The organism is Hungatella sp. L36, assembly GCF_014288035.1.
Map to the genome: position 1 here is coordinate 165,449 of NZ_JACOPC010000003.1, position 20,281 is coordinate 185,729.

Consider the following 20,281-nt stretch of genomic DNA (forward strand, 5'->3'; position numbering starts at 1 on the left):
AACAGTGAAAATTAATAAAATATCAGATAACTTATCATCTTTACTTTTTCATGGCGAGGGAATAAAATAAAAAAAAGGGAGGTGGCATATTATGTTGGTATATTCATTTTATTTGATTTGCGGAAGCCTGTGCTGCTATATTGCCTGCATGTTTTTATTACCAAATAAATTGCTTTTGGGACAAAAAATCATAATATTTGCATATATTTTGCTGGTCTCATGTTTTTTAGAACAATATATTGGACAGATGATATCTCTTGTAAGCATAACGGGTATTATGCTGTTACTTACCGTTTTTACCCACGGTGATCTTTTGTGTCTCATCTGTTCGCTTACCGGATATTTATATGCGGTAGCCTTCAACTATTTGTTCCAATGGGCGTTTAATTCAGTTTTTCACGTGAGTACAGAAAATTGGTTTTCTCATGAGAAACTGGCGATTGGATTTTCGGTTTTTTACTGTATCTTCTGTGGTGTAACAACAAAGCTATTGGGAAATTTTCTGCATTTAAGGCTGAAAGAAAATGAATTGCTTCACGAACGCAGATTGATGTCAGGATTGTTTGCCTATCTGGTCGTGCTTACATCACTTTTTATTTTGAATATCTCATACGGTGGGGCTCTGGGATATAGCTATGGTGTCATTGCTTTAAGCGGAATTATATTTCTTTCGCTGTTTTTGCTCACAGTTTTTTTGCTGCTCGAAATTTATGAAAAAGCATTGCAAATTCAGCAAAAGAAAAGTCAATTGGCTCAATTTGAAAATTTACAGCTTTACACTAAAAAAATAGAAGAATCTTATGGAGCCATGCGCAGGTTTAAACACGATTACTTAAATATCCTCACAACGTTAGAGCTGTTCATAAAAGAAGGCGATCTGCCGGGTCTGAAGGAATATTATTTTAACAAAATTTTGTCTGCCAGGCACGGACTTGCAGCATCAGATACAAAACTGGAGTCGTTAAGCAGGATTGAGAATACGGAGCTGAAGAGCCTGGTTTCATCAAAATTAATTTATAGTATGGAACTTGGAATTCATACAGATATTGAAGTGAAAGAACCTGTCGGGGAGCTTTTTATAGATTCCCTGGACCTGGCAAGAGTATTGGGGATTTTTTTAGATAATGCGATTGAAGCCGCACTGGAAACGGATGAAAAAGGTCTTAGATTTTGTATGGTATATACAGACGATGTACTGAAGGTTATCATACAAAATACTTCAAAGCCGCTTACTGTGAGTATTTACGAGCTTAATCAGCAAGGGATTTCAGGAAAAGGGGAAAATCGTGGAATAGGGTTGTTTAATGCCGAAAAGCTTTTGACCGGATATTCGAATGTTGTATGGGATACTGTTTATGAAAAACCATGGTTTTCGCAGAGACTGATGATAACACGCTGTAATTAAGGAGAGAGGTTATGATAAATATTTATCTGTGTGAGGATGACCAGGTTCAGTTAGATTGCTGGAAGAATAGGATTGAAAAGTATCTCATGATACACAATATGGATATGGAACTGTTTTGCTGGACGAAAGATCCCTTAGTCTTGCTTGCATTCCTGGAAAAATCAGAGTGTGTGGGACTTTATTTTATTGACATTGATTTGAATGCAGACATGAATGGTCTGGAACTTGCAGTAAAAATACGAAAGCATGATCCACGGGGATATATTGTGTTTATTACAACTCATGATGAGATGGCGCCGTTGACATTTAAACTTAAGGTAGAGGCTATGGATTTTATCTTGAAGGATGAACCAGACCAATTTGAGAAGAAAATCTGTTCCTGTCTGGAGGCTGCTCATGCCAATTATTACAGGCATTTACAGGCCGGAAACAGAGCGCTGGTCATAAAAGACGGTCCGGATTCTATCCTTATGAATCAAGATGATATACTGTTTATTACCTGTGGTCATAATTCCCATACGATTGTCATATACACCTGGAATGGAGTAAGGCGGCTGTCAGGAACTTTAAAAGAAATAAAAACTCGTCTGAACCGTTATTTTTGCTATTGCAGCCGATCCGCAATTATTAATATTAAAAATATGGAGATTTATTTACCGGGGGAAAGAAAAGTGCAAATGAAAAACGGTGCGTTTTGTGACGTGTCATTTCGTATGGCTGGAGAGATTCAGCGCCGTATAAAAGAACTGGGGTAATATTCTTGAGACAGTCCGCCCGCACACGTTCCAAATCCCTGTCCGATATATATCACCGCAGTCTTTTTATCAAATAATTCTGCCAACGCTCCTGCGAACAGCTGAAACAGAATGGTAAGGCTGGAATTAACGCCATAAATGACAGCCGCAGAGAATAATTTTCAAGTTTCTCTATAAATTCCCTTCCTCTTCCCCAAACACATACTTCCGAATAGCCCATGCCACGCCGTCTTCGGCGTTGGATTTCGTTACATATTTGGCCCTTTTACGGATACAGTCCATGGAATTGTCCATAGCCACGGTCCAGCCGAATTCCGGAGTAAACATGGAGATGTCATTGTCGCTGTCGCCGAGAACCATGACGTCATTCAGGGAGATTCCCTTTGCCGCAGCGTAGGTCTTCAATGCGTTGCCCTTCTGTGCGGCAGTGTTGGTCAGTTCGATATTATTGGGAAATGAGGAGGCGGCAGCTAAATCCGGGTAGTTGGTAAATGCCTCTTTCATGCGGATTACCAGATCGCAGTCCAAGTCGTTCCCACAGATTTTGTAGATATCCGCATCTGCGGGAATTTCACCCAAGTCCCGGACGAAGGTCATGGTGTCCATGCGCTCTTTGGCGGCAGCCCGGATTTCGTCGGGAATTTCTCCCGAAAATGGGGCACGGCCATTTAAAAAGTCGTAAAGCTCCAGGATTTTTCTCTCCGGATCGGCAGTGGAGTAGCGGCCATGAGAGGTCAGAACATCCATAGCAGCCCCGAACTCTCCGAAAACGTGGCTGATATCCTTTAAATTCTGTTTGTTCAGTGGAAGATTCGCCATTTGTGTTCCGGCCTGGTCATAAATGACGGCCCCGCTCAAACAGATATAGCCACAGGTAATGCCGCAGCTGTCCATCATTCCTTTTGCGTCGTGGTGGTCACGGCCGCTGCAGATTAAAAATTCCACGCCATAGTCGGACAGACGGTGAATCGCGTCGATGTTGGCCTGAGAAATATTAGTATATGGGTCAAGAAGGGTGCCATCCATATCGGAGGCAATCAGTCGAATGCTCATTGGTACATGCTCCTTTATTGGTAAATGGTGATAAATAAGATTCCTTTCCATAGCTTATACTAAAAAGAGATATTCGTCAATGAAGAAACTGGTTCTGGCCGCAGCCATAGAAAAAACAGATTACAATTCAGAGGCCGGCAGGGCCGTGAACGAAAGTAAAAAATAGTGCTTGACCGTGACCTGACGTCACCCTGTATACTCCAGTTAGCAGAGTAAATGGTTAGCCACATAAAGGGTTAGCTGAGTATAAGCCTGGCTATGTAAAAATCAGGAGGAAAAGGAATGGGCGGTTTTAAGTTTGAGCAGTGCGGGAACATAGAAGGGCTTTATCTCGTGGAGCCTCAGGTGTTCTCGGATGAGAGAGGATATAACCTTGAGGCATACCATGCAGGCAGCTTCCGGGATGCGGGGCTGGACATGGTATTTGTGCAGGACAATTTATCCATGTCTGCGAAGGGGACGCTCAGAGGGATGCATTTTCAAAAAAACTATCAACAGGGAAAGCTGGTCTGTGTCGTGAGCGGAGAGGTGTTTGACGCAGTGGTCGATATCAGAGACGGATCCAGGACGTATGGCCAGTGGTTTGGTACCGTACTTTCCGCAGTAAAGAAGAACATGCTGTATGTACCGGAAGGCTTTGCACATGGCTTTCTGGTGCTTTCAGATACTGCTGTTTTTTCTTATAAGCTGTCCGATTATTACCATCCGGAGGATGAGAGCGGCATTCCGTGGAATGATGAAACCATTGGAATCCGGTGGCCCATTCCGAAGGACATGACGATTCTAACCTCGGAACGGGACAGCCGTCATCCGGCTTTTGGTGAAGGAAGCGCTTTGAAGCCGAAAAAGAACCGGAAAACAATGGAGGCGACGGTCCATGCAAATGTAATGGATGAGACGAGTCGTGGCAGGATTTAGAAATTCTTTCAAAATAATGAATAGGGTAGATTGTTTGAGGATGTTTATGGTATACTAGGAACACTTAGTGAGGCAGAAAACCACGCATAGAAAGAGTAAAATATAATGAAGCCACATACATTTGCAGTCTGCGCATACCGCGATTCTCCATATTTAGAGGCGTGTATCCGTTCCCTGAAGGGGCAGAGCGTGCCGACGGATATTATTCTCTGTACTTCCACACCCAGCCCCTATATTATGGATATGGCGGACAAGTACGGCATTCCCGTTCATGTGCGCGAAGGAAAGAGCAGGATCATGGATGACTGGAATTTTGCGTACCACATGGCAGATTCCCGTTTCGTGACCATTGCACATCAGGACGATATGTATCAGAAGGATTATGTAAAGCTGCTTCTGGAGTCCTGGAAGCGGTATCCCGATATGACGCTGTTTACCGGCGGGTATACGGTGGTGAAGAAGGATACGCTTGTAAAGTTTGAAAAAGTAGAGTTCATCAAGCGTTTTCTGCGGCTGCCGCTGCGGCTCCGTCTGCTCAGCCACCTGCGGGCTGTCAAGAGGAGCGTGCTGCTGTTCGGAAACTCCATCTGCTGTCCGGCATGTACGTACAACAAGGAACTTCTGGGAGAACCGCTCTTTGATTCGCCGTACCAGTTCGCGTTGGACTGGGACACGCTGTGGAAGCTGGCGGAGCGAGGCGGCCGCTTTATCTGCATAGAACGGCCGTTAATGTATTACCGGGTCCACGAGGAGGCCACAACGAAGGCCTGTATTAAGGACAACAGCCGGGCGCGGGAGGAAGCGGAGATGTTTGCAAAGATGTGGCCTAAGCCGGTTGTGAAGCTTCTCATGCATTATTACCGCAGAGCATATGAGGAATATGAGTAACAGTTCAGACGGCGTAAAATCAGTGCAAAGGCGGGCGTTAAGCTTGCTTATAAGACCGTATTGGCACTAATTTTTACATCGGATGAATATCCGATGCTTCTTGACCGGCTTTTCCGGTCAAGAAGATGAGCCGTCTGAACTGTTACGATATGAGCAATAGCAATGAATAACTAAGTGGAGATGACATGTATCGCACGGAAGCGGCCAAAAGACGTCCGCTAAGTGCTCATAACAAGGAGGATATACAGATGAAAGTAGTACTGCTGGCCGGTGGATTAGGAACCAGAATCAGCGAAGAAAGCCATTTAAAGCCGAAGCCCATGATCGAGATCGGGGGCAGGCCGATTTTATGGCATATTATGAAATACTATTCCGAATTTGGTTTTCATGATTTTGTGATCTGCCTTGGATATAAACAGTATGTGGTGAAGGAGTTTTTTGCGGACTACTTCCTTCACACATCGGATGTGACCTTCGATCTTGCCAATAATAAGATGGAGGTTCATAATAACTATTCTGAACCATGGAAGGTAACTCTGGTAGACACGGGCTTAAACACGATGACAGGCGGAAGAATCAAGCGGATTCAGCCGTATATCGGCGATGAGCCATTTATGATGACGTACGGCGACGGCGTGTGCACCGTGGATTTGAATGCCCTCGTGAAGTTCCATCAGGAGCATGGAAAGACGGCCACCATGACGACGGTGAACATCGCACAGATGAAGGGAGTTCTGGACATCAGCGACGACAACGCGGTACGTTCCTTCCGCGAGAAGGATGAGAAGGATGCCAGCCTCATCAACGGCGGTTTCATGGTCCTGAATCCGGACATATTCTCCTATCTGGAGGATGACACCACCGTATTTGAGAAAGAACCGCTGCAGCGTCTGGCCGCAGAGGGACAGCTGATGAGTTTCCATCACACCGGGTTCTGGCAGTGCATGGATACGCAGCGTGAGATGCAGAAACTGGAGGCCTTATGGCAGACAGGCGCGGCACCCTGGAAGATCTGGGAAAACTGATACAGGAGAATGGAATTCATATGACAGAATGGACAAAGGAAATGTGGCAGGAATTCTGCACATTTTATAAAGGAAAAAAAGTACTGGTCACAGGACACACCGGTTTTAAGGGCTCCTGGCTCGTCCGGATGCTTGAGGAAGCAGGGGCAGCGGTGACGGGATACTCTTTGGAGCCGCCGACAGACCCCAGCCTCTTTTACGTCGCAGGGCTTCATAACACCATGGATTCGGTGATCGGGGATATCCGGGATCTGCCCCATCTGATGGAGGTGTTTGAGAGAACACAGCCGGAGCTGGTGTTTCATCTGGCGGCACAGCCCATCGTGCGGGATTCCTATAAAGATCCCGTATATACGTACGAGACGAATGTGATGGGCACGGTTCACGTGCTGGAGTGTATCCGGAAGAATCCGTGTGTGAAGTCATTTTTAAATGTGACCACGGACAAGGTATATGAAAACAGAGAATGGGAATACGGCTACCGGGAATGCGATCCCTTAGATGGATTTGACCCCTACTCCAACAGCAAATCCTGTTCCGAGCTGGTGACACACAGCTACGCGAAGTCATTTTTTGCGGACGGCCATACGGCGGTGTCTACATCCCGGGCGGGGAATGTCATCGGCGGAGGTGATTTTGCCAACGACAGGATCATTCCCGACTGTATCCGCGCGGCGACGGCCGGCAGAGAGATCGTAGTCAGAAATCCATATTCCACGCGGCCATACCAGCTGGTGCTGGAGCCGCTGGCGATTTATATGGCGATCGCCATGAAACAGTATGAAGATCTGAACTTTCAGGGATACTATAATGTGGGCCCGGACGACAGGGACTGCGTGACCACCGGTGAACTGGCGGATTTATTTACGGCTGCCTGGGGCGGCGGCATCACGTGGGTGAACCGGTATGACGGAGGCCCTCATGAGGCCAATTTCCTGAAGCTGGACTGCTCCAAGATTAAAAAAACCTTTGGCTGGAGCCCCCGCTACGGCGTGAAAGAGGCCGTGGAGAAAACGGTGGAGTGGACAAAGGACTATCTGGCAGGTGAAGATATGCTGGCTGTGATGGACAGGCAGATAAAAGAATTTTTTAGAGAGGAAAGATACCATGTTTGAAAATAAGACAGAACAGGAAGCGAGACAGCAGATCCTGGACATGGTGGGAGCTTACTGCGATACCTACCATAATAAAAAGGAGCCATTTAAGGCGGGAGACAGGATTCCCTACGCGTCCCGCGTGTATGACAGAAATGAGATGGTGAATCTGGTAGACAGTTCCCTGGAGTTCTGGCTGACTTCCGGCCGGTATACGGATGAATTTGAAAAGGAGCTGGCCGGATATCTGGGTGTGAAGTACTGTTCTCTGGTGAATTCCGGTTCTTCCGCGAACCTTGTGGCCTTTATGACACTGACGTCTCCGCTTCTTGGCGAACGCCGGGTGAAGCGCGGTGATGAGGTTATTACAGTGGCCGCCGGTTTTCCGACCACGGTGACGCCGCTCATCCAGTACGGCGCTGTGCCGGTATTCGTGGATGTGACGATTCCGCAGTATAATATCGATGTGACGATGCTGGAGGAGGCCTGCTCCGAGAAGACCAAAGCCGTAATGATTGCCCATACCCTCGGGAATTCCTTCGATCTGGCGGCGGTGAAAGCATTCTGTGACCGCCATAATCTGTGGCTGGTGGAAGACAACTGCGACGCACTTGGAACGAGATACACCATAGACGGACAGGAGCGGCTGTCAGGCACCATTGGAGATATCGGTACCTCCAGCTTCTACCCGCCTCACCATATGACGATGGGAGAGGGAGGCGCCGTTTACACGAATAACCCGATGCTGAACAAGATCATCCGGTCCTTCCGTGACTGGGGCCGTGACTGCGTCTGCCCATCGGGAAGAGACAACATGTGCGGTCACCGTTTCGACCGGCAGTTTGGCGAGCTTCCATTGGGGTACGATCATAAGTACGTTTACTCACACTTTGGGTACAACTTAAAGGCGACAGACATGCAGGCTGCCATTGGATGTGCCCAGCTCAAGAAGTTCCCGACCTTTGTGGAACGCCGCCGCCATAATTTTGACCGGCTTCGTGCCGCGCTTTCAGCGGTGGAAGAGCAGCTGATCCTTCCGGAGCCGTGCCCGAATTCAAAGCCAAGCTGGTTCGGTTTTCTTATTACCTGCCGGGAAGGCGTGGACCGGAACGGAATCGTGCAGTATGTAGAGTCGCACGGTGTGCAGACGAGGATGCTGTTTGCGGGCAATTTGACAAAGCATCCGTGCTTCGACGAGATGCGTGCGGAAAAGACCGGATACCGGATCGTCGGAGAGTTAAAGAACACCGACCGGATTATGGCCGATACGTTCTGGATCGGAGTCTATCCGGGAATGACGGATGCGATGATTGATTATATGGCCGAGACCATTATAGAAGCAGTAAAGAAAAACAGCTAAACGAAAGAAGCCCGGACGTGGGGATTCATATTAAGACGTTTCAGTGCTGCATTCACTGGTATTTGCACAATGCAGTACTGAGCATGGGGAGAAGGAAACCAAATGGAGAATTACGATCTTAAAAAAGTCCATGAGGCAAACCTGGCTATTTTGAAGGAAATTGACCGGATTTGCCGGAAATACAGGATAAAGTATGTTCTGGATGCGGGAACTCTCTTGGGTGCGGTGCGCCATAAGGGCTTCATTCCGTGGGATGATGATGCGGACGTGGCGTTCACCAGGCCGAATTACGACGCATTTTTGAAGGTGGTTAAAAGAGAACTGCCGGAGGGAATGACGTTGGTGGAGCCGAAGGATCTGCGGGACGGGAAGGCATTTTTCGATTTTACGGCCAGGATTATCTATGAGAAGAGCCAGATGCATGAGGATACGGAGGAGATGCAGTATTACGGAGGCAAGCTGAATCACCTTTGGGTGGATTTATTTACAATTGACGAGCTTCCCGCCAACAAGGCGGCATCCACCTGGACTCTGTTTCTGCACACGGCGATTTACGGACTGGCCATGGGACACCGCTATAAGCTGGACTTCGGAAAGTATGGCGTGATGGGAAGAATCTGCGTGTGGATACTGTCCACCGTGGGCAGGCTGATTCCCATGAGCGTCATCAGAAAGCTGCAGCATATGGCAGCGGTGAAGGACAGAAAAGGAAAGAGCCCCCTGCGCTATTACAGCAACTACCAGCCGGATTACCTGTATGTGACGCTTCAGAAGGAGTGGTGCGAGGAGACGGTGGATCTGCCGTTCGAGGACACCTTGCTCATGGCGCCCAAGGGATGGCATGAGGTTTTGACCTGGGTCTACGGGGATTATATGACCCCGCCGCCGAAAGAGGAACAGATACCCTCTCACTCCAGCATGAAAATAAAAATCATGGATTGATTACTTAATGTCTACTAAGCGTATAGATTGCTGGAAAATATTTCCAATCGGACATTATATCGACCGAATTCTACAATTTTTTTAGTTACACTAAAGAAAAAAGGAGGGATTCGGTCATGACGATATGTGAAGCAACCAGTAAGAGGATTGAGCAGCTATGCAGGCAGAAGCGTCTGACGGGATATTCTCTGACCTTTCAGGCAGGGATGCCGCCATCAACCTTTAAGAGTATTATGAATGGAAAGAGCAAGAACCCCGGAATCTGCAACATTAAAAAAATCGCCGATGGTTTTGGAATGACCATCCGCGAATTCTTTGATTCCGATATATTCAATGATCTGGACCAGGACGATTAATTCGCCCTGGTCTTTTCTTTTTCGATTTCATCTCCAGGTGTCTCTCCGCCTTCGCAGCGGTCTAAATATTCCCTCGCATCCTTAAAGAAGCTGAAGAGTATCAACAGAATAATGATTCCGATGGGGAATGCCGCGATGATGGATACGGTCTGCAGATTTGCCATCGAGTTCTCTGAGAAAATGAGGGCAATGGGGAACAGCATCAGCAGTATGGCCCAGAACAGCTTCACGTGCTTATCAGGCTGGGCGTCGGACGGCAGTTCCTTGTAGGAATAGGACGAAGCTACCATGGTAAGGGCATCGAAGGAGGTGGCATAAAAGGCGATCATGGTTACAGCCAGCAGGATAAGCCCCAGCTTCGCCAGCGGAAGCGTCTCGAAGATGGCCATGATAGTCTGATATAAATCCCCGGTGGCTGCGTAGATGCCCATGACATCCAGATGTCCCTTCGTCTGCAGCGCCAGGCTGTAGTTGCCGAGTATGATAAAGGAGGTAAATGTTCCCGACAGTCCGAAGCAGTATCCGCCGAGCACCGTCTGGCGGATGGTGCGTCCCTTGCTGATGGTACCGATAAAGAACGGGGTGGCTACGCACCACACCATCCAGTAAGCCCAGTAGAAGATGGTCCAGTTCTGCGGGAAAGACGAGGTGCGCAGCGCGTCGGTCCATGTGGACATGCCGATGAAATTCTGCACCATGTTGCCGATAGCCGTAACTCCCGTCTCAATGGTATAGCGGGCCTCTCCGCCGCCGATCAGCACGTAGAGCAGCAGGCCGAAGAAGAGCCAGGTACAGGAGGCCGCCAGCTTGGCGATGCCCTTCATACCGAAATAAACGGTGATGGTGTAGACGACACAGATGATGATAAGGATAACAATTGTCAGCATGTTAGATTCCGGGATCCCGGTCACGCGGCTGATCGCCATGGAGAGCAGCGGAGTGGCCAGGGAAAATGTGGTAGCCGTTCCTGCCAGCAGCGCGAATACGGCAATCAGGTCGATGACTTTTCCCCCGATCCCATCCACGTGTTTTCCGAGGATCGGGCGGCAGGCCTCAGAATACTTCTGCTTGGTGCGCTTCCTGACGTGAAGCATGAAGCCGAAAGCCACGGCCAGCACCATATAAAAACTCCAGGGAATCGGACCCCAATGGAAGAGGGGGTAGGTGGAGGCCCAGTCCTGAAATGTCCCCATGTCTGCAATGTGCGGTTCATTGGCATAGAGCACCCACTCGCAGAGCGAGTAGAAGAGAATGTCGGCCGCAAGGCCTGCCGTAAACATCATGGTTCCCCATTTGAAATTGGAGTACTGCGGCTTCTCTATATTTCCCAGCTTAATCTTTCCGTATCTGGAAAATGCCATGTAGAGTGAGCAGAGAAAGACGCCGAGTCCGATCAGTAAGTAGTAGCTGCCGAATTCATTGCCGAGGAAGAAACGGATCGACGAAAGCGTATCAGTCGATTTCTGCGGGAACACCATAAATAAAAGACAGAGTATAAGAACACAGACGAACGGGACGATGGTCGTAACCCAGTCCAGCTTCTTCATCAAGTATTTTTTTTCATTCTGGTCCATGATAGTACCTCCTAAATGTTCAAAAAAGTAAAAATAAATTTGATATTGAACATGATACCATGGTTATCCAGAAAATGCAAGAATTAATTGTGAAGATTTTCTGACTTTTTTCCAAAACCACTACAAAAATGAAGCCGCATCCGATATAATAGCCTCGTGCAGAAAAAAGGAGGACTGAAATTGATCATGAAGAAAAAAGTGTTAATTATATGTGGAATTACGGCGATGCTGCTGGCTGGCTGTACCAAAAGCAATATTGTGACAGGAGGGCCTGCGGAGCCGGTATTTGAAACTCAGGAAGGGATTGGGCTGGACTGGGGACAGATCGGAGATGATCTGGATGAGGAGTACTTAAATAACGAGGATTACCCGAAGGCGGTGAGCGTCAATTACAGCGTGGATCCGGATAAGAAGACCATCGATTTAACGCTGATGATGAACGCGGGAGCCACCCCGGAGGAGGCCGTGGCCTTTGCGAATGCGGTTGTGAGAACGATCAACGATGAGGCAGCAGTACAGGACTTCTCCATTGAGACCTCTACCGAGGATTCCTATGGCGGATTCTTCCAGGACTATACGCTTAATCTTATTGTTATGCCGGACGGCATGATGACGGATAAGTCCGTATGGCTGGTGAATATGACGATCCCGGCCGGTTCCAACGAGGCTATTGTGCCGGTAGAAGGCGCGAAGGTTATGGAGCCGACGTCTGCAGAAGAGGACATGGGCGAAGAAGTGGAAGACAGCGGTGAGGAAAGCCAGGAATAATCGATTTACCGAGACCGCGCAGATACGAGAAACAAAAGGTGCAGCAGCGAATTCCCTATTCGCGTCTGCACCTTTTAACATTCTGAGAATCCCAGAGCGTGTTTGAAAATTCATTCCCGCCATCTGCCCGCCCCACTTCGCGGCATATTTGCCCCCAATTCAGTCAGCGTAGCCCACTACGCCTCCTTCATCGGGGTCAAATCTCTCACAAAGTGTGACGCACAGCTGACGGAAAGCAATTTTCAAACGCGCTCTAAGATACTGCCAGGCCGCTGTGGTAGGAGTAGTTGCCCAGTTCCTTTAACAGCGCTCCATGGTCCTGATGAGAGAGCGGGGTGGTTGATATCAGCTCTTCATTAAATAAGTAGAATACGTCGCTGCATTTCCGCATGGACTGGTGGAAGAGATCCGGGAACGATGCCTGGGAAGCCAGACGTTTATCCCATGGATTACACCAGGTCTCGTGATCTAAGTTCATGGCTCTGACCGGATCCGGCGGTATGTCGGTTACCAGCTTTTTGGAAGCGATGGGATTCTTCAAAAGCAGATTTTCCACCACGGCGATGCTGTTTCTTTTGCGGCTCCTGGGATCGGCCAGTGTGCGGCATCCGATGCGCATGGCCAGAATGGAGCGGGATACCATCCGGGGCGTTACGCGGAAATTGTTCCGGTAGTTGATCGGATAGTAGGCTTCATTGATGCAGGACGAGAGGAAACCGGAGATAAACTGCGTTTCCAGTCCGTTTAAACAGATCGTGGCCGCCTGGTTAAACTGGGACGGCTTTTTCTTTTTGTATTTCATAAGAAGAAGGGCGTCGATGTCATTCTCCAGCGTGGCGTGAAGGCCATGGTAATAATTGCCGGAATTCTTAATGTCGTATTCGATCCGCCCATACACGTAGGGATGGCAGATGGAATCCGCAACGTAGTGACAGAAATAGCCGCTTAAGTAGGAGATGGCCTGCTCGCGCTGCTGCTTCGACTCGATGGTGGCCAGATGGTTTAAGCATACGGCGAAAAAGGTGCTCACGTGGTTCTCGTGCATGTAGGAACCTACGTTTCGGTAGTCGCGGTGGCGCAGGATCGGAATGTTATAGAAAAACATATCGGGACCCTGCAGCCCTAACTGATAAAGCCAGCGGTACTTGGAGATAATTCTTCTTAACTGGTTGTTCGGAAGATCATTGTATGCTTTGACGCCGAGTAGATAATGGGTGGTAAATCCGGGCATTTGATCACCTCTTGATGGAGTATTTTGGGGGACAGCCAGTGATAACCGGTGAGCGAATCAAAGGGACTGACGATCCCGGGCAGAGAAGCCGAAACGCAGACGTTCCGGCCGCCCTGCCCTATACGCACATTATACCACATCCCGCCTCGCATGGTGTAATATATAGTGTGATTTTTAATGGAAATTTTATTCCTGTTTATTTTTTATTCTTATATTCCGTGATCTCTGCCTGGGAAGCGGAAGAAATCGCGGGAAACAGGTGCTCACTCTGCAGTATTGTGATAATATTACTTTTGAGCGAATCCATACTGTATTAGATACAGAGCAGGAAGCAGCGGAGACGATATAAGAGAAAGGGGTGTGAGACCATGTTTCATGGAAAAATGAAGGCACTGACCTTCAGCTACGATGATGGCGTGACGCAGGACCGGCGGCTGGTGGAGCTGTTTGACCGCTACGGGTTAAAGGCGACCTTCAACATTAATTCCGAACTGCTGGGAAAACCCGGTACCCTGTGGCGGGAAAATATGTGGGTAAATCACAATAAGATCCGGCCGGAGGAGGTCGGTGAGCTTTACAGGAATCACGAGGTGGCTGTGCATACACTGACCCATCCGCATTTGACGGAGCTGGAAGAGCCGGAGATCATCCGTCAGGTGGAGGAGGACCGGATAAACCTGGAGCGTCTTACCGGAAAGGCGGTTGTGGGGATGGCCTACCCTGGCGGCGGGATCAACAACGACGAGCGGGTGGCGTCAGTCATAAGGAATCACACGGCCATGAAATATGCCAGGACCATCACCTCCTGCTGCCGCTTTGATGTGCAGCAGGACCTGCACCGGTTTCAGCCGTCCGTTTATCATATCGAGTTTGACCGGATGACAGAGCTGGGAGAGGCGTTCCTGAAATTACAGCCAGATACGCCGCAGATATACTATATCTGGGGGCACAGCTACGAGTTTGACTACCATGACACCTGGGGGAAATTCGAGGAATTCTGCCGGATGATGAGCGGCCGGGATGATATTTTTTACGGGACAAATTGTGAGGTACTGCTGTCCGATGTAACCGACAGCCTGTACCATGCATAGAACGTTGTCTCTCCGAATAAGTCTTAATAAAAGCAAATTGGAGCGGCATCGATGATACATAGAATTCATGAGCTTGTCTGGGGGCCATGGCTGCTGGTCCTGTTTCTGGGGATCGGCATTATTTATACGGTGAAGTCCGGTTTTTTCCAGATCAGAAGGCTGCCGTACTGGTGGAAGATGACCATCGGAAGCATACGGGAAGAGGAACTGGAAGAGGAAGGTGCCGTGACAAAGTTTCAGACGGCCTGTACGGCACTGGCGGCTACCATCGGTACCGGAAATATCGTGGGAGTGGCGACCGCGCTCACCGCAGGGGGGCCGGGAGCACTCTTTTGGATGTGGGTGTCCGCCGCCATCGGCATGATGACAGGCTATGCGGAGACCATGCTTGGTATCCGCTACCGTTACCGGGATAAGAAGGGCAAATGGATCTGCGGTCCCATGGTTTACCTGGAGCGCGGAATGCATATGCCGTGGCTGGGAATGCTGTACAGCTTCTTCTGTGTCATGGTGTCTCTGGGCATGGGGAGTATGGTGCAGTCCAATTCCATTGCGGAAACCTTCCAATATACGTTTGGAAGCCGCCCGGAGGTGGTGGGAGTAATCCTGACCGGCATCGTCTTTCTCGTGATTTTTGGCGGAATCGGCAGGATCGCCATGGTTTCCGAACGGCTGGTTCCCATTTCAGCCGGGATTTACATGCTGTTTTCCATGGTGGTCATCATGTCGTGCTACGACCAGATCCCCGCTATTTTCGCTTCGATTTTTCACGATGCGCTGAAGCCTGGAGCGGCTGTATCCGGGGCTGCGGGATATGGAATCTCCAAGAGCCTTCAGTATGGCATGTCCAGAGGCGTGTTCTCCAATGAGGCCGGACTGGGCAGCATGGCTGTTCTGCATGGAGCGGCTGAGGAGACGACGCCGGAGCAGCAGGGCATGTGGGCCATGTTCGAAGTGTTCTTCGATACCATTTTGATCTGCACCATGACGGCTCTTGTCATCCTCTGTATGACCGGCGGAGACGCGGCAGGCTCCGGATACGATGGAGCGGCCCTTACGGCCTACTGTTTTTCCAAACGGCTGGGCGGCCTGGGAGAGTACCTCGTGTCGGCAGCGATGATGCTGTTCGCATTTGCCACCATTATCGCCTGGTACTATCTGGGACGGCAGGCGTCGGGCTATCTGGCCGAACGGCTGAAGGAGCACGGCCATTTCCTGCTTCTCTCTCGGATTCTGCGGGGAAAGGCGTATACGTTCCTCTATCTGGGCGCGGTGTTCTTAGGCTGTGTGGCCAGACTGGAAACGGTGTGGGAGCTGTCCGATATCTGGAATGGCCTGATGGCGCTGCCCAATATTGCGGCTTTAATCTTTTTGATGAAGGAAGTAACCTTTCCCAAGGGAAAAGAGGGGGAAATACAGACCGGAAAAAACTGATATGGCAGCAGCCGAAAAGAGCCTCTCCGCAGCGGAGAGGCTCTATATTTGTTTATTTCAATCCACATTTCGAACTTATATATCACTTAAAATGATACAATAAATTTACCACTTTTTATCTTATTGCCAAATAGTCCTGAGCTTTTGTCAGTGGGATATATATCCGTCACTGAAGTCAGACTTGTTTTTAATAATTCAGCCCTCCAATTGTAACACTAGAGGGCTGAATCGTTTATTTTGTTTGAAAAAGGGAGGAGAGCTGATAATAAATTATCAGCTCGAGTATTATGAAAAAAATCTTATAAGCTATTTATTTGTTTACAATTAAAGTATATCCACGAATCATGAAGAAATCATGTTATTTATGTAAAAGGTTTTTGAATGAAATTTAAACAAAATGTGAACAAAAGCCTGGCACGGCCTGTACTGCGCCGAAAAGAATCGAAATACTGTCTTCCGTCTTGAAAAGCCGGGGCAGATTTGGTAAAATACTTTCAGGTTGTACAGAATGCATGGTACAGAGAAAGGAAGTAATAATATGAATAATCCGGTTGTAACAATAACCATGGAAAATGGCGATGTCATGAAGGCCGAGCTCTATCCTGAGATTGCTCCGAACACAGTAAATAATTTTATAAGTCTGGTAAAAAAAGGTTTTTATGACGGACTGATTTTCCACAGAGTCATTAACGGCTTTATGATCCAGGGCGGCTGCCCGGACGGAAACGGAATGGGAGGCCCGGGATATTCCATTAAGGGTGAGTTCAGCCAGAATGGATTTACCAATGCGTTTAAGCACACCGAGGGCGTGCTGTCCATGGCCAGAGCCATGAACCCGAACTCCGCAGGTTCCCAGTTCTTTATTATGCACAAGGTTTCCCCACATCTGGACGGTTCCTACGCGGCATTCGGCAAGATTACCGAGGGCATGGACATTGTGAATAAGATTGCCGATGTGCGCACAGATTACAACGACCGCCCGATGAAAGAGCAGAAGATCAAATCCATGACAGTGGAGACCTTCGGCACAGAGTATCCGGAACCGGAGAAATGCTAATTAGGAAGTACTAATAAGAAGTACAGATTAAGACAGAGGATGATTGTATGACAGAGAAACGAACCGTATTCATCAGTGGTACGCCGTATACTGTCACCATTTCCAGTGAACAGGAGGTCCTGTCGGCCGCGTATGCGGCTGGCGGGGCCATCATTGGTTTATGGGATAAAAACAGAAGCGGCCAGAGCCTTGCCCCTGCGGAATACGTTGTGGAATGCGCGGAGGATGCCGATGAGGAGTTTCTGGAGCGGGTGGTGAGAAGAAGGCTTCATATGCCCTGGATCATCGCAGAGACGGAGCGGCTGGTGATCCGGGAATTCACGGCGGAGGATGCCGCGCACATGATTCAGGAAGATGTGGGACCCGGTGATGAGATTTTTCACAGAAGAGAGAAACTGACCGCATATATCGACAGCCAGTACCGGTTCTTTGAATACGGAATCTGGGCGGTGGTGGAAAAGGAGAGTATGACCGTGATCGGAAAGGCCGGGCTTTTTCAGCCAACCGCAGAATTCCTGAATGTGGAAATACAACAAACAGAGTTCCGGCAGGCAGAAATACAACAAACAGAGTCCCAGCAGGCAGAAGCTTCTCCGCCGCAAAAAAAAGAGGATACCCCGCTGGAACTGGGATATCACATCTTCACTCCCTGGCGGCGCTCCGGCTATGCGAAGGAGGCGTGCAGGGAAATCTTAAATTATGGTACCGGCCGGCTGACCGGCTGTATCTGCGCGGTCATTGAGGAAGGAAATACGGCCTCCATACGCCTGGCCGAATCACTTGGCTTTCGTCTTACTGCTCAAAGATATAGCGAATCAGCTGGATTGCTGTATCTGTATGAGGCGAGTTGCTCATAATGGTGAGGACCGGATCTTCCAGGATCAGGCCTGTCTTCTCGCCAAAGGAGGTATCTCCGATGCGGATGCCGCAGAACGCTTCCTGGCCGGTCTCAGCATTGGTGACCGGATAGAGGTAATCCTTTACCTGCTCGTATAAATCCGCCGGGAGGGCTTCTTCCAGATTGAGAAATCCGTCCATCTCTCCGTAATGGTCAATGACATCCGGGCGTCCGATCATGACGTCCAGCCCCTTGCTGGAGATCATGGCGGTCAGCTTTGCCAGCTCCGCGTAGGAGTATTCGTTCATGGCCGATTCATCAAAAGAAGGGGACATGGAATAGTCCACATCGATCTTCGTATTTTCGTCGAGTCCGATAAAGGCGCGGAAGCCCTCGTTGAAATACTGGTCCACGGTCAGCGCCTCACTGTCATAGCGGCTGTTCAGGACGGCACAGCTCAGCGCGGTGTCGAACCGGTTGTTGTACATGGCGCCTCCGATGGAACCCACCAGAAAAACCGCAATCACAACCCCGATGATAGGAAACTTATAGTATTCCCAGATATACCAGAATTTGTCTCTGAAAGACATCTCTTTAAGCTTGGCGGCTTCCTCATGCAGCCGTTCTTTAAAAGTAACATTTTCATAAGGTGTCATGGATAGTCAAACCTCTTTCGTGAATTAGTCGGCCCGGATTCCACCGGTTCCGGTTGAGCGGCGGGCCGAAGGCCCAGGCGATTGCTCATTGTATACCACATTATACCACAACCCCGGCATAATAATTGTGAAATTTTCATGAAATAAAGAAGAATGTTTGCTTTTTGGGACAGGATTCGCTATAATACTTTGTAATGCTACTAGAGCGTGTCTGTATACTCATTTCCACCGGACACACTCAAAGGAAAGAGAAGGGGTACGACTTATGCTGTCTGGTTTTTTTAATTATGATAATCCTGTCTGGCGTTTTATCGGGAAGTTTGGAGATCTGATCATACTGAACGTTCTGTGGTTCGTGTGCAGTATTCCCATTTTTACAATCGGGGCGTCGACGACCGCTGTATATTACGTAACGCTGAAGCTTGCGAGGAATGATGACGGATACACGATCCGGTCCTTTTTTAAGTCCTTTAAGGAGAACTTCAAGCAGGCGACTATTATCTGGCTGATCATGCTGGCTGTGGGCCTTATTCTGGGCTTTGACATGCTGTTCTTTACAAGGGGCGGGTTTAACATGTCCCAGCAGTTTAAGACAGTCATGGTAACGATTTTCCTTGCGATGTCCATTATTTATCTGGCGATTATAACCTACATATTCCCGCTTCAGTCCAGATTTTATAATACCATTAAGAGAACGTTTTTCAATGCGTTTTTCATGTCCATCCGTCATTTATTCCAGACAATCGCGATCATCGTCATCGATGTGGCTGTGGTTGTGGCGATGGTGATGATTCCGCAGATCATGATGTTTGGCGTGCTCTTTGGATTCCCGCTTCTTGCTTTTATCAACTCCTATATCTTATCTCCGATCCTTCAGAAGTATATGCCAAAGGAAGATCGTGAAGACGGCGATATGAGACCGATCTTTGCCGATGAGGAAGAGGCCTTAAAGGCAGTGGGAACGGTAAAAGAGGATGAAGTTAAGAAAGAAGAGCCGACAGAACGGTAATCGTTGATAAGACCGGCTATATTATATAGAAGAAAGCGTTGTGATTCTGATCAGAAAAAGTTCAGAAAGCACAACGCTTTTTTTAGAATTTGGACATGGGATGGACACAAAAATGAGGTATAATAATCCCCAGTATGGTTGGTTTTGAAAAATCCGGGAGGTGGCATATGACGGAAGAGGAGTATGTTGTGTTTATCCAGCCTTATGAGGACGCGCTGAAGAACATTCGCGTCCGCGTCGAAGTGTTGAATGACGATTACCGGCGCAAATACCAGAATTATCCCATTCACCATGTGCAGGACAGAGTTAAAAAGAAAGAAAGCATAGAACAGAAACTGATCCGCAGAGGCTACGAGAGCGACGTGGAATCCGCCAGGGACTGCCTGACTGATATTTCGGGAATCCGCGTAATCTGCTATTTTGTGCGTGATATTTACGCTGTGGTGTCTTTGCTTAAGAAACAGACCGATATCGTAGTGATCAAGGAGTGTGACTACATCAGCAATCCCAAGCCTAACGGCTACAGAAGCTATCACATCGTGTTCGGCGTCCCCGTCTATCACACGGACGGCATGGAGTATTATCCCGTGGAGATACAGCTTCGGACCATGTCCATGGACTTGTGGGCGAGCATGGAACACCGCATCTGCTATAAAGGCAGCCAGAAGCTGGAAGAGAAGGCGGCTCAGGAATTCAAGGAGTATGCAGAATATTTAAAGAACATGGAAGAAGAGATGGAAGCGTACTTATAAGGTGAGTCCCAGGACTTAAGTTCACAGTCATAACCCCCGCCGGCGGTGTACTGCCGGCGGGGGTTATGAAGTATA

At 48.5% G+C, this 20,281-nt stretch carries 18 protein-coding genes and 3 pseudogenes; 16 read left to right on the forward strand and 5 right to left on the reverse strand.

Features of this window, described 5'->3' with window-relative positions; translation table 11 throughout:
• The first annotated feature begins 91 nt into the window (after window positions 1-91).
• Both H8S80_RS09515 and H8S80_RS09520 read left to right on the forward strand, forming a co-directional pair.
• A complete protein-coding gene (locus H8S80_RS09515) occupies window positions 92-1,405 on the forward strand; it encodes a sensor histidine kinase (protein ID WP_117630654.1) in 1,314 nt (437 codons plus the stop codon).
• A gap of 11 nt (window positions 1,406-1,416) precedes the next feature.
• Window positions 1,417-2,160, forward strand: coding sequence for a response regulator transcription factor (locus H8S80_RS09520; RefSeq protein ID WP_117630655.1), 744 nt, complete (start codon window positions 1,417-1,419; stop codon window positions 2,158-2,160).
• Between the two features lie 171 nt (window positions 2,161-2,331).
• Here the strand turns inward: H8S80_RS09520 and H8S80_RS09525 are convergent, their stop codons facing one another.
• Window positions 2,332-3,213, reverse strand: a complete 882-nt coding sequence (locus tag H8S80_RS09525; RefSeq protein ID WP_117630656.1) for a Cof-type HAD-IIB family hydrolase — start codon at window positions 3,211-3,213, stop codon at window positions 2,332-2,334.
• A 282-nt stretch (window positions 3,214-3,495) separates the two neighbouring features.
• Between H8S80_RS09525 and rfbC the strand changes: the two genes are divergently transcribed.
• From rfbC to H8S80_RS09560, 7 genes are all read left to right on the forward strand, one after another.
• Entirely contained in the window at window positions 3,496-4,131 is a 636-nt protein-coding gene (rfbC, locus tag H8S80_RS09530; protein WP_117630657.1) for a dTDP-4-dehydrorhamnose 3,5-epimerase, read from the forward strand.
• Window positions 4,132-4,233: 102 nt separating this feature from the next.
• Window positions 4,234-5,019, forward strand: a complete 786-nt coding sequence (locus H8S80_RS09535; protein ID WP_412300458.1) for a glycosyltransferase family 2 protein — start codon at window positions 4,234-4,236, stop codon at window positions 5,017-5,019.
• A gap of 248 nt (window positions 5,020-5,267) precedes the next feature.
• Window positions 5,268-6,044, forward strand: a complete 777-nt coding sequence (gene rfbF / locus H8S80_RS09540; RefSeq protein WP_025529473.1) for a glucose-1-phosphate cytidylyltransferase — start codon at window positions 5,268-5,270, stop codon at window positions 6,042-6,044.
• A 20-nt stretch (window positions 6,045-6,064) separates the two neighbouring features.
• Window positions 6,065-7,159: a CDP-glucose 4,6-dehydratase gene (gene rfbG / locus H8S80_RS09545; protein WP_181987878.1), complete on the forward strand. Its 1,095-nt coding sequence runs from the start codon at window positions 6,065-6,067 to the stop codon at window positions 7,157-7,159.
• Window positions 7,152-8,498 carry a lipopolysaccharide biosynthesis protein RfbH gene (rfbH, locus tag H8S80_RS09550; RefSeq protein ID WP_117630659.1) on the forward strand — a complete coding sequence of 449 codons (1,347 nt, stop codon included), beginning with the start codon at window positions 7,152-7,154 and terminating at the stop codon, window positions 8,496-8,498. Before rfbG ends, rfbH begins: the two co-directional genes overlap by 8 nt.
• 102 nt (window positions 8,499-8,600) lie before the next feature.
• Window positions 8,601-9,440: a LicD family protein gene (locus H8S80_RS09555; protein ID WP_029467262.1), complete on the forward strand. Its 840-nt coding sequence runs from the start codon at window positions 8,601-8,603 to the stop codon at window positions 9,438-9,440.
• Between the two features lie 116 nt (window positions 9,441-9,556).
• Window positions 9,557-9,796: a helix-turn-helix domain-containing protein gene (locus H8S80_RS09560; protein ID WP_025529472.1), complete on the forward strand. Its 240-nt coding sequence runs from the start codon at window positions 9,557-9,559 to the stop codon at window positions 9,794-9,796.
• On the opposite strand, the gene H8S80_RS09565 is transcribed toward H8S80_RS09560, so the two are convergent.
• A complete protein-coding gene (locus tag H8S80_RS09565) occupies window positions 9,793-11,370 on the reverse strand; it encodes a BCCT family transporter (RefSeq protein WP_117630660.1) in 1,578 nt (525 codons plus the stop codon). The two genes, H8S80_RS09560 and H8S80_RS09565, sit on opposite strands and share 4 nt — an antisense overlap.
• Window positions 11,371-11,793: 423 nt before the next feature.
• A pseudogene (locus H8S80_RS34800) lies at window positions 11,794-12,384 on the reverse strand (DUF6783 domain-containing protein).
• Between H8S80_RS34800 and H8S80_RS34805 the strand changes: the two are divergent.
• Window positions 12,301-12,498, forward strand: a pseudogene (locus tag H8S80_RS34805) (DUF6783 domain-containing protein); the annotation flags it as partial. The pseudogenes H8S80_RS34800 and H8S80_RS34805 overlap by 84 nt on opposite strands.
• Here the strand turns inward: H8S80_RS34805 and H8S80_RS35075 are convergent.
• Window positions 12,404-13,369, reverse strand: a pseudogene (locus H8S80_RS35075) (zinc dependent phospholipase C family protein); the annotation flags it as partial. The pseudogenes H8S80_RS34805 and H8S80_RS35075 sit on opposite strands and share 95 nt — an antisense overlap.
• 368 nt (window positions 13,370-13,737) lie before the next feature.
• On the opposite strand from H8S80_RS35075, the gene H8S80_RS09580 reads away from it, so the two are divergent.
• The 4 genes from H8S80_RS09580 to H8S80_RS09595 all read left to right on the forward strand — a co-directional run bounded on the left by H8S80_RS09580 (window position 13,738) and on the right by H8S80_RS09595 (window position 17,808).
• On the forward strand, window positions 13,738-14,460 hold the full coding sequence (locus H8S80_RS09580) for a polysaccharide deacetylase family protein (protein ID WP_117630663.1): 723 nt from the start codon (window positions 13,738-13,740) through the stop codon (window positions 14,458-14,460).
• A 51-nt stretch (window positions 14,461-14,511) separates the two neighbouring features.
• Window positions 14,512-15,894 carry an alanine/glycine:cation symporter family protein gene (locus tag H8S80_RS09585; protein ID WP_029467267.1) on the forward strand — a complete coding sequence of 461 codons (1,383 nt, stop codon included), beginning with the start codon at window positions 14,512-14,514 and terminating at the stop codon, window positions 15,892-15,894.
• A gap of 538 nt (window positions 15,895-16,432) precedes the next feature.
• Window positions 16,433-16,951 (forward strand): peptidylprolyl isomerase, encoded by a 519-nt coding sequence (locus H8S80_RS09590; RefSeq protein WP_002604756.1) that lies wholly within the window; start codon window positions 16,433-16,435, stop codon window positions 16,949-16,951.
• Between the two features lie 47 nt (window positions 16,952-16,998).
• The gene (locus H8S80_RS09595; protein WP_117630664.1) at window positions 16,999-17,808 is read left to right on the forward strand and encodes a GNAT family N-acetyltransferase; all 810 of its coding nucleotides are present in this window, start codon (window positions 16,999-17,001) and stop codon (window positions 17,806-17,808) included.
• On the opposite strand, the gene H8S80_RS09600 is transcribed toward H8S80_RS09595, so the two are convergent.
• On the reverse strand, window positions 17,744-18,445 hold the full coding sequence (locus tag H8S80_RS09600; protein ID WP_002604754.1) for a hypothetical protein: 702 nt from the start codon (window positions 18,443-18,445) through the stop codon (window positions 17,744-17,746). The two genes, H8S80_RS09595 and H8S80_RS09600, sit on opposite strands and share 65 nt — an antisense overlap.
• Window positions 18,446-18,710: 265 nt before the next feature.
• Here H8S80_RS09600 and H8S80_RS09605 point away from each other — a divergent pair, with 265 nt between their 5' ends.
• Both H8S80_RS09605 and H8S80_RS09610 read left to right on the forward strand, forming a co-directional pair.
• Window positions 18,711-19,454 (forward strand): YesL family protein, encoded by a 744-nt coding sequence (locus H8S80_RS09605; protein ID WP_117630665.1) that lies wholly within the window; start codon window positions 18,711-18,713, stop codon window positions 19,452-19,454.
• 167 nt (window positions 19,455-19,621) lie between these two features.
• Window positions 19,622-20,206: a GTP pyrophosphokinase gene (locus H8S80_RS09610; protein WP_002604752.1), complete on the forward strand. Its 585-nt coding sequence runs from the start codon at window positions 19,622-19,624 to the stop codon at window positions 20,204-20,206.
• Window positions 20,207-20,281 lie beyond the last annotated feature (75 nt).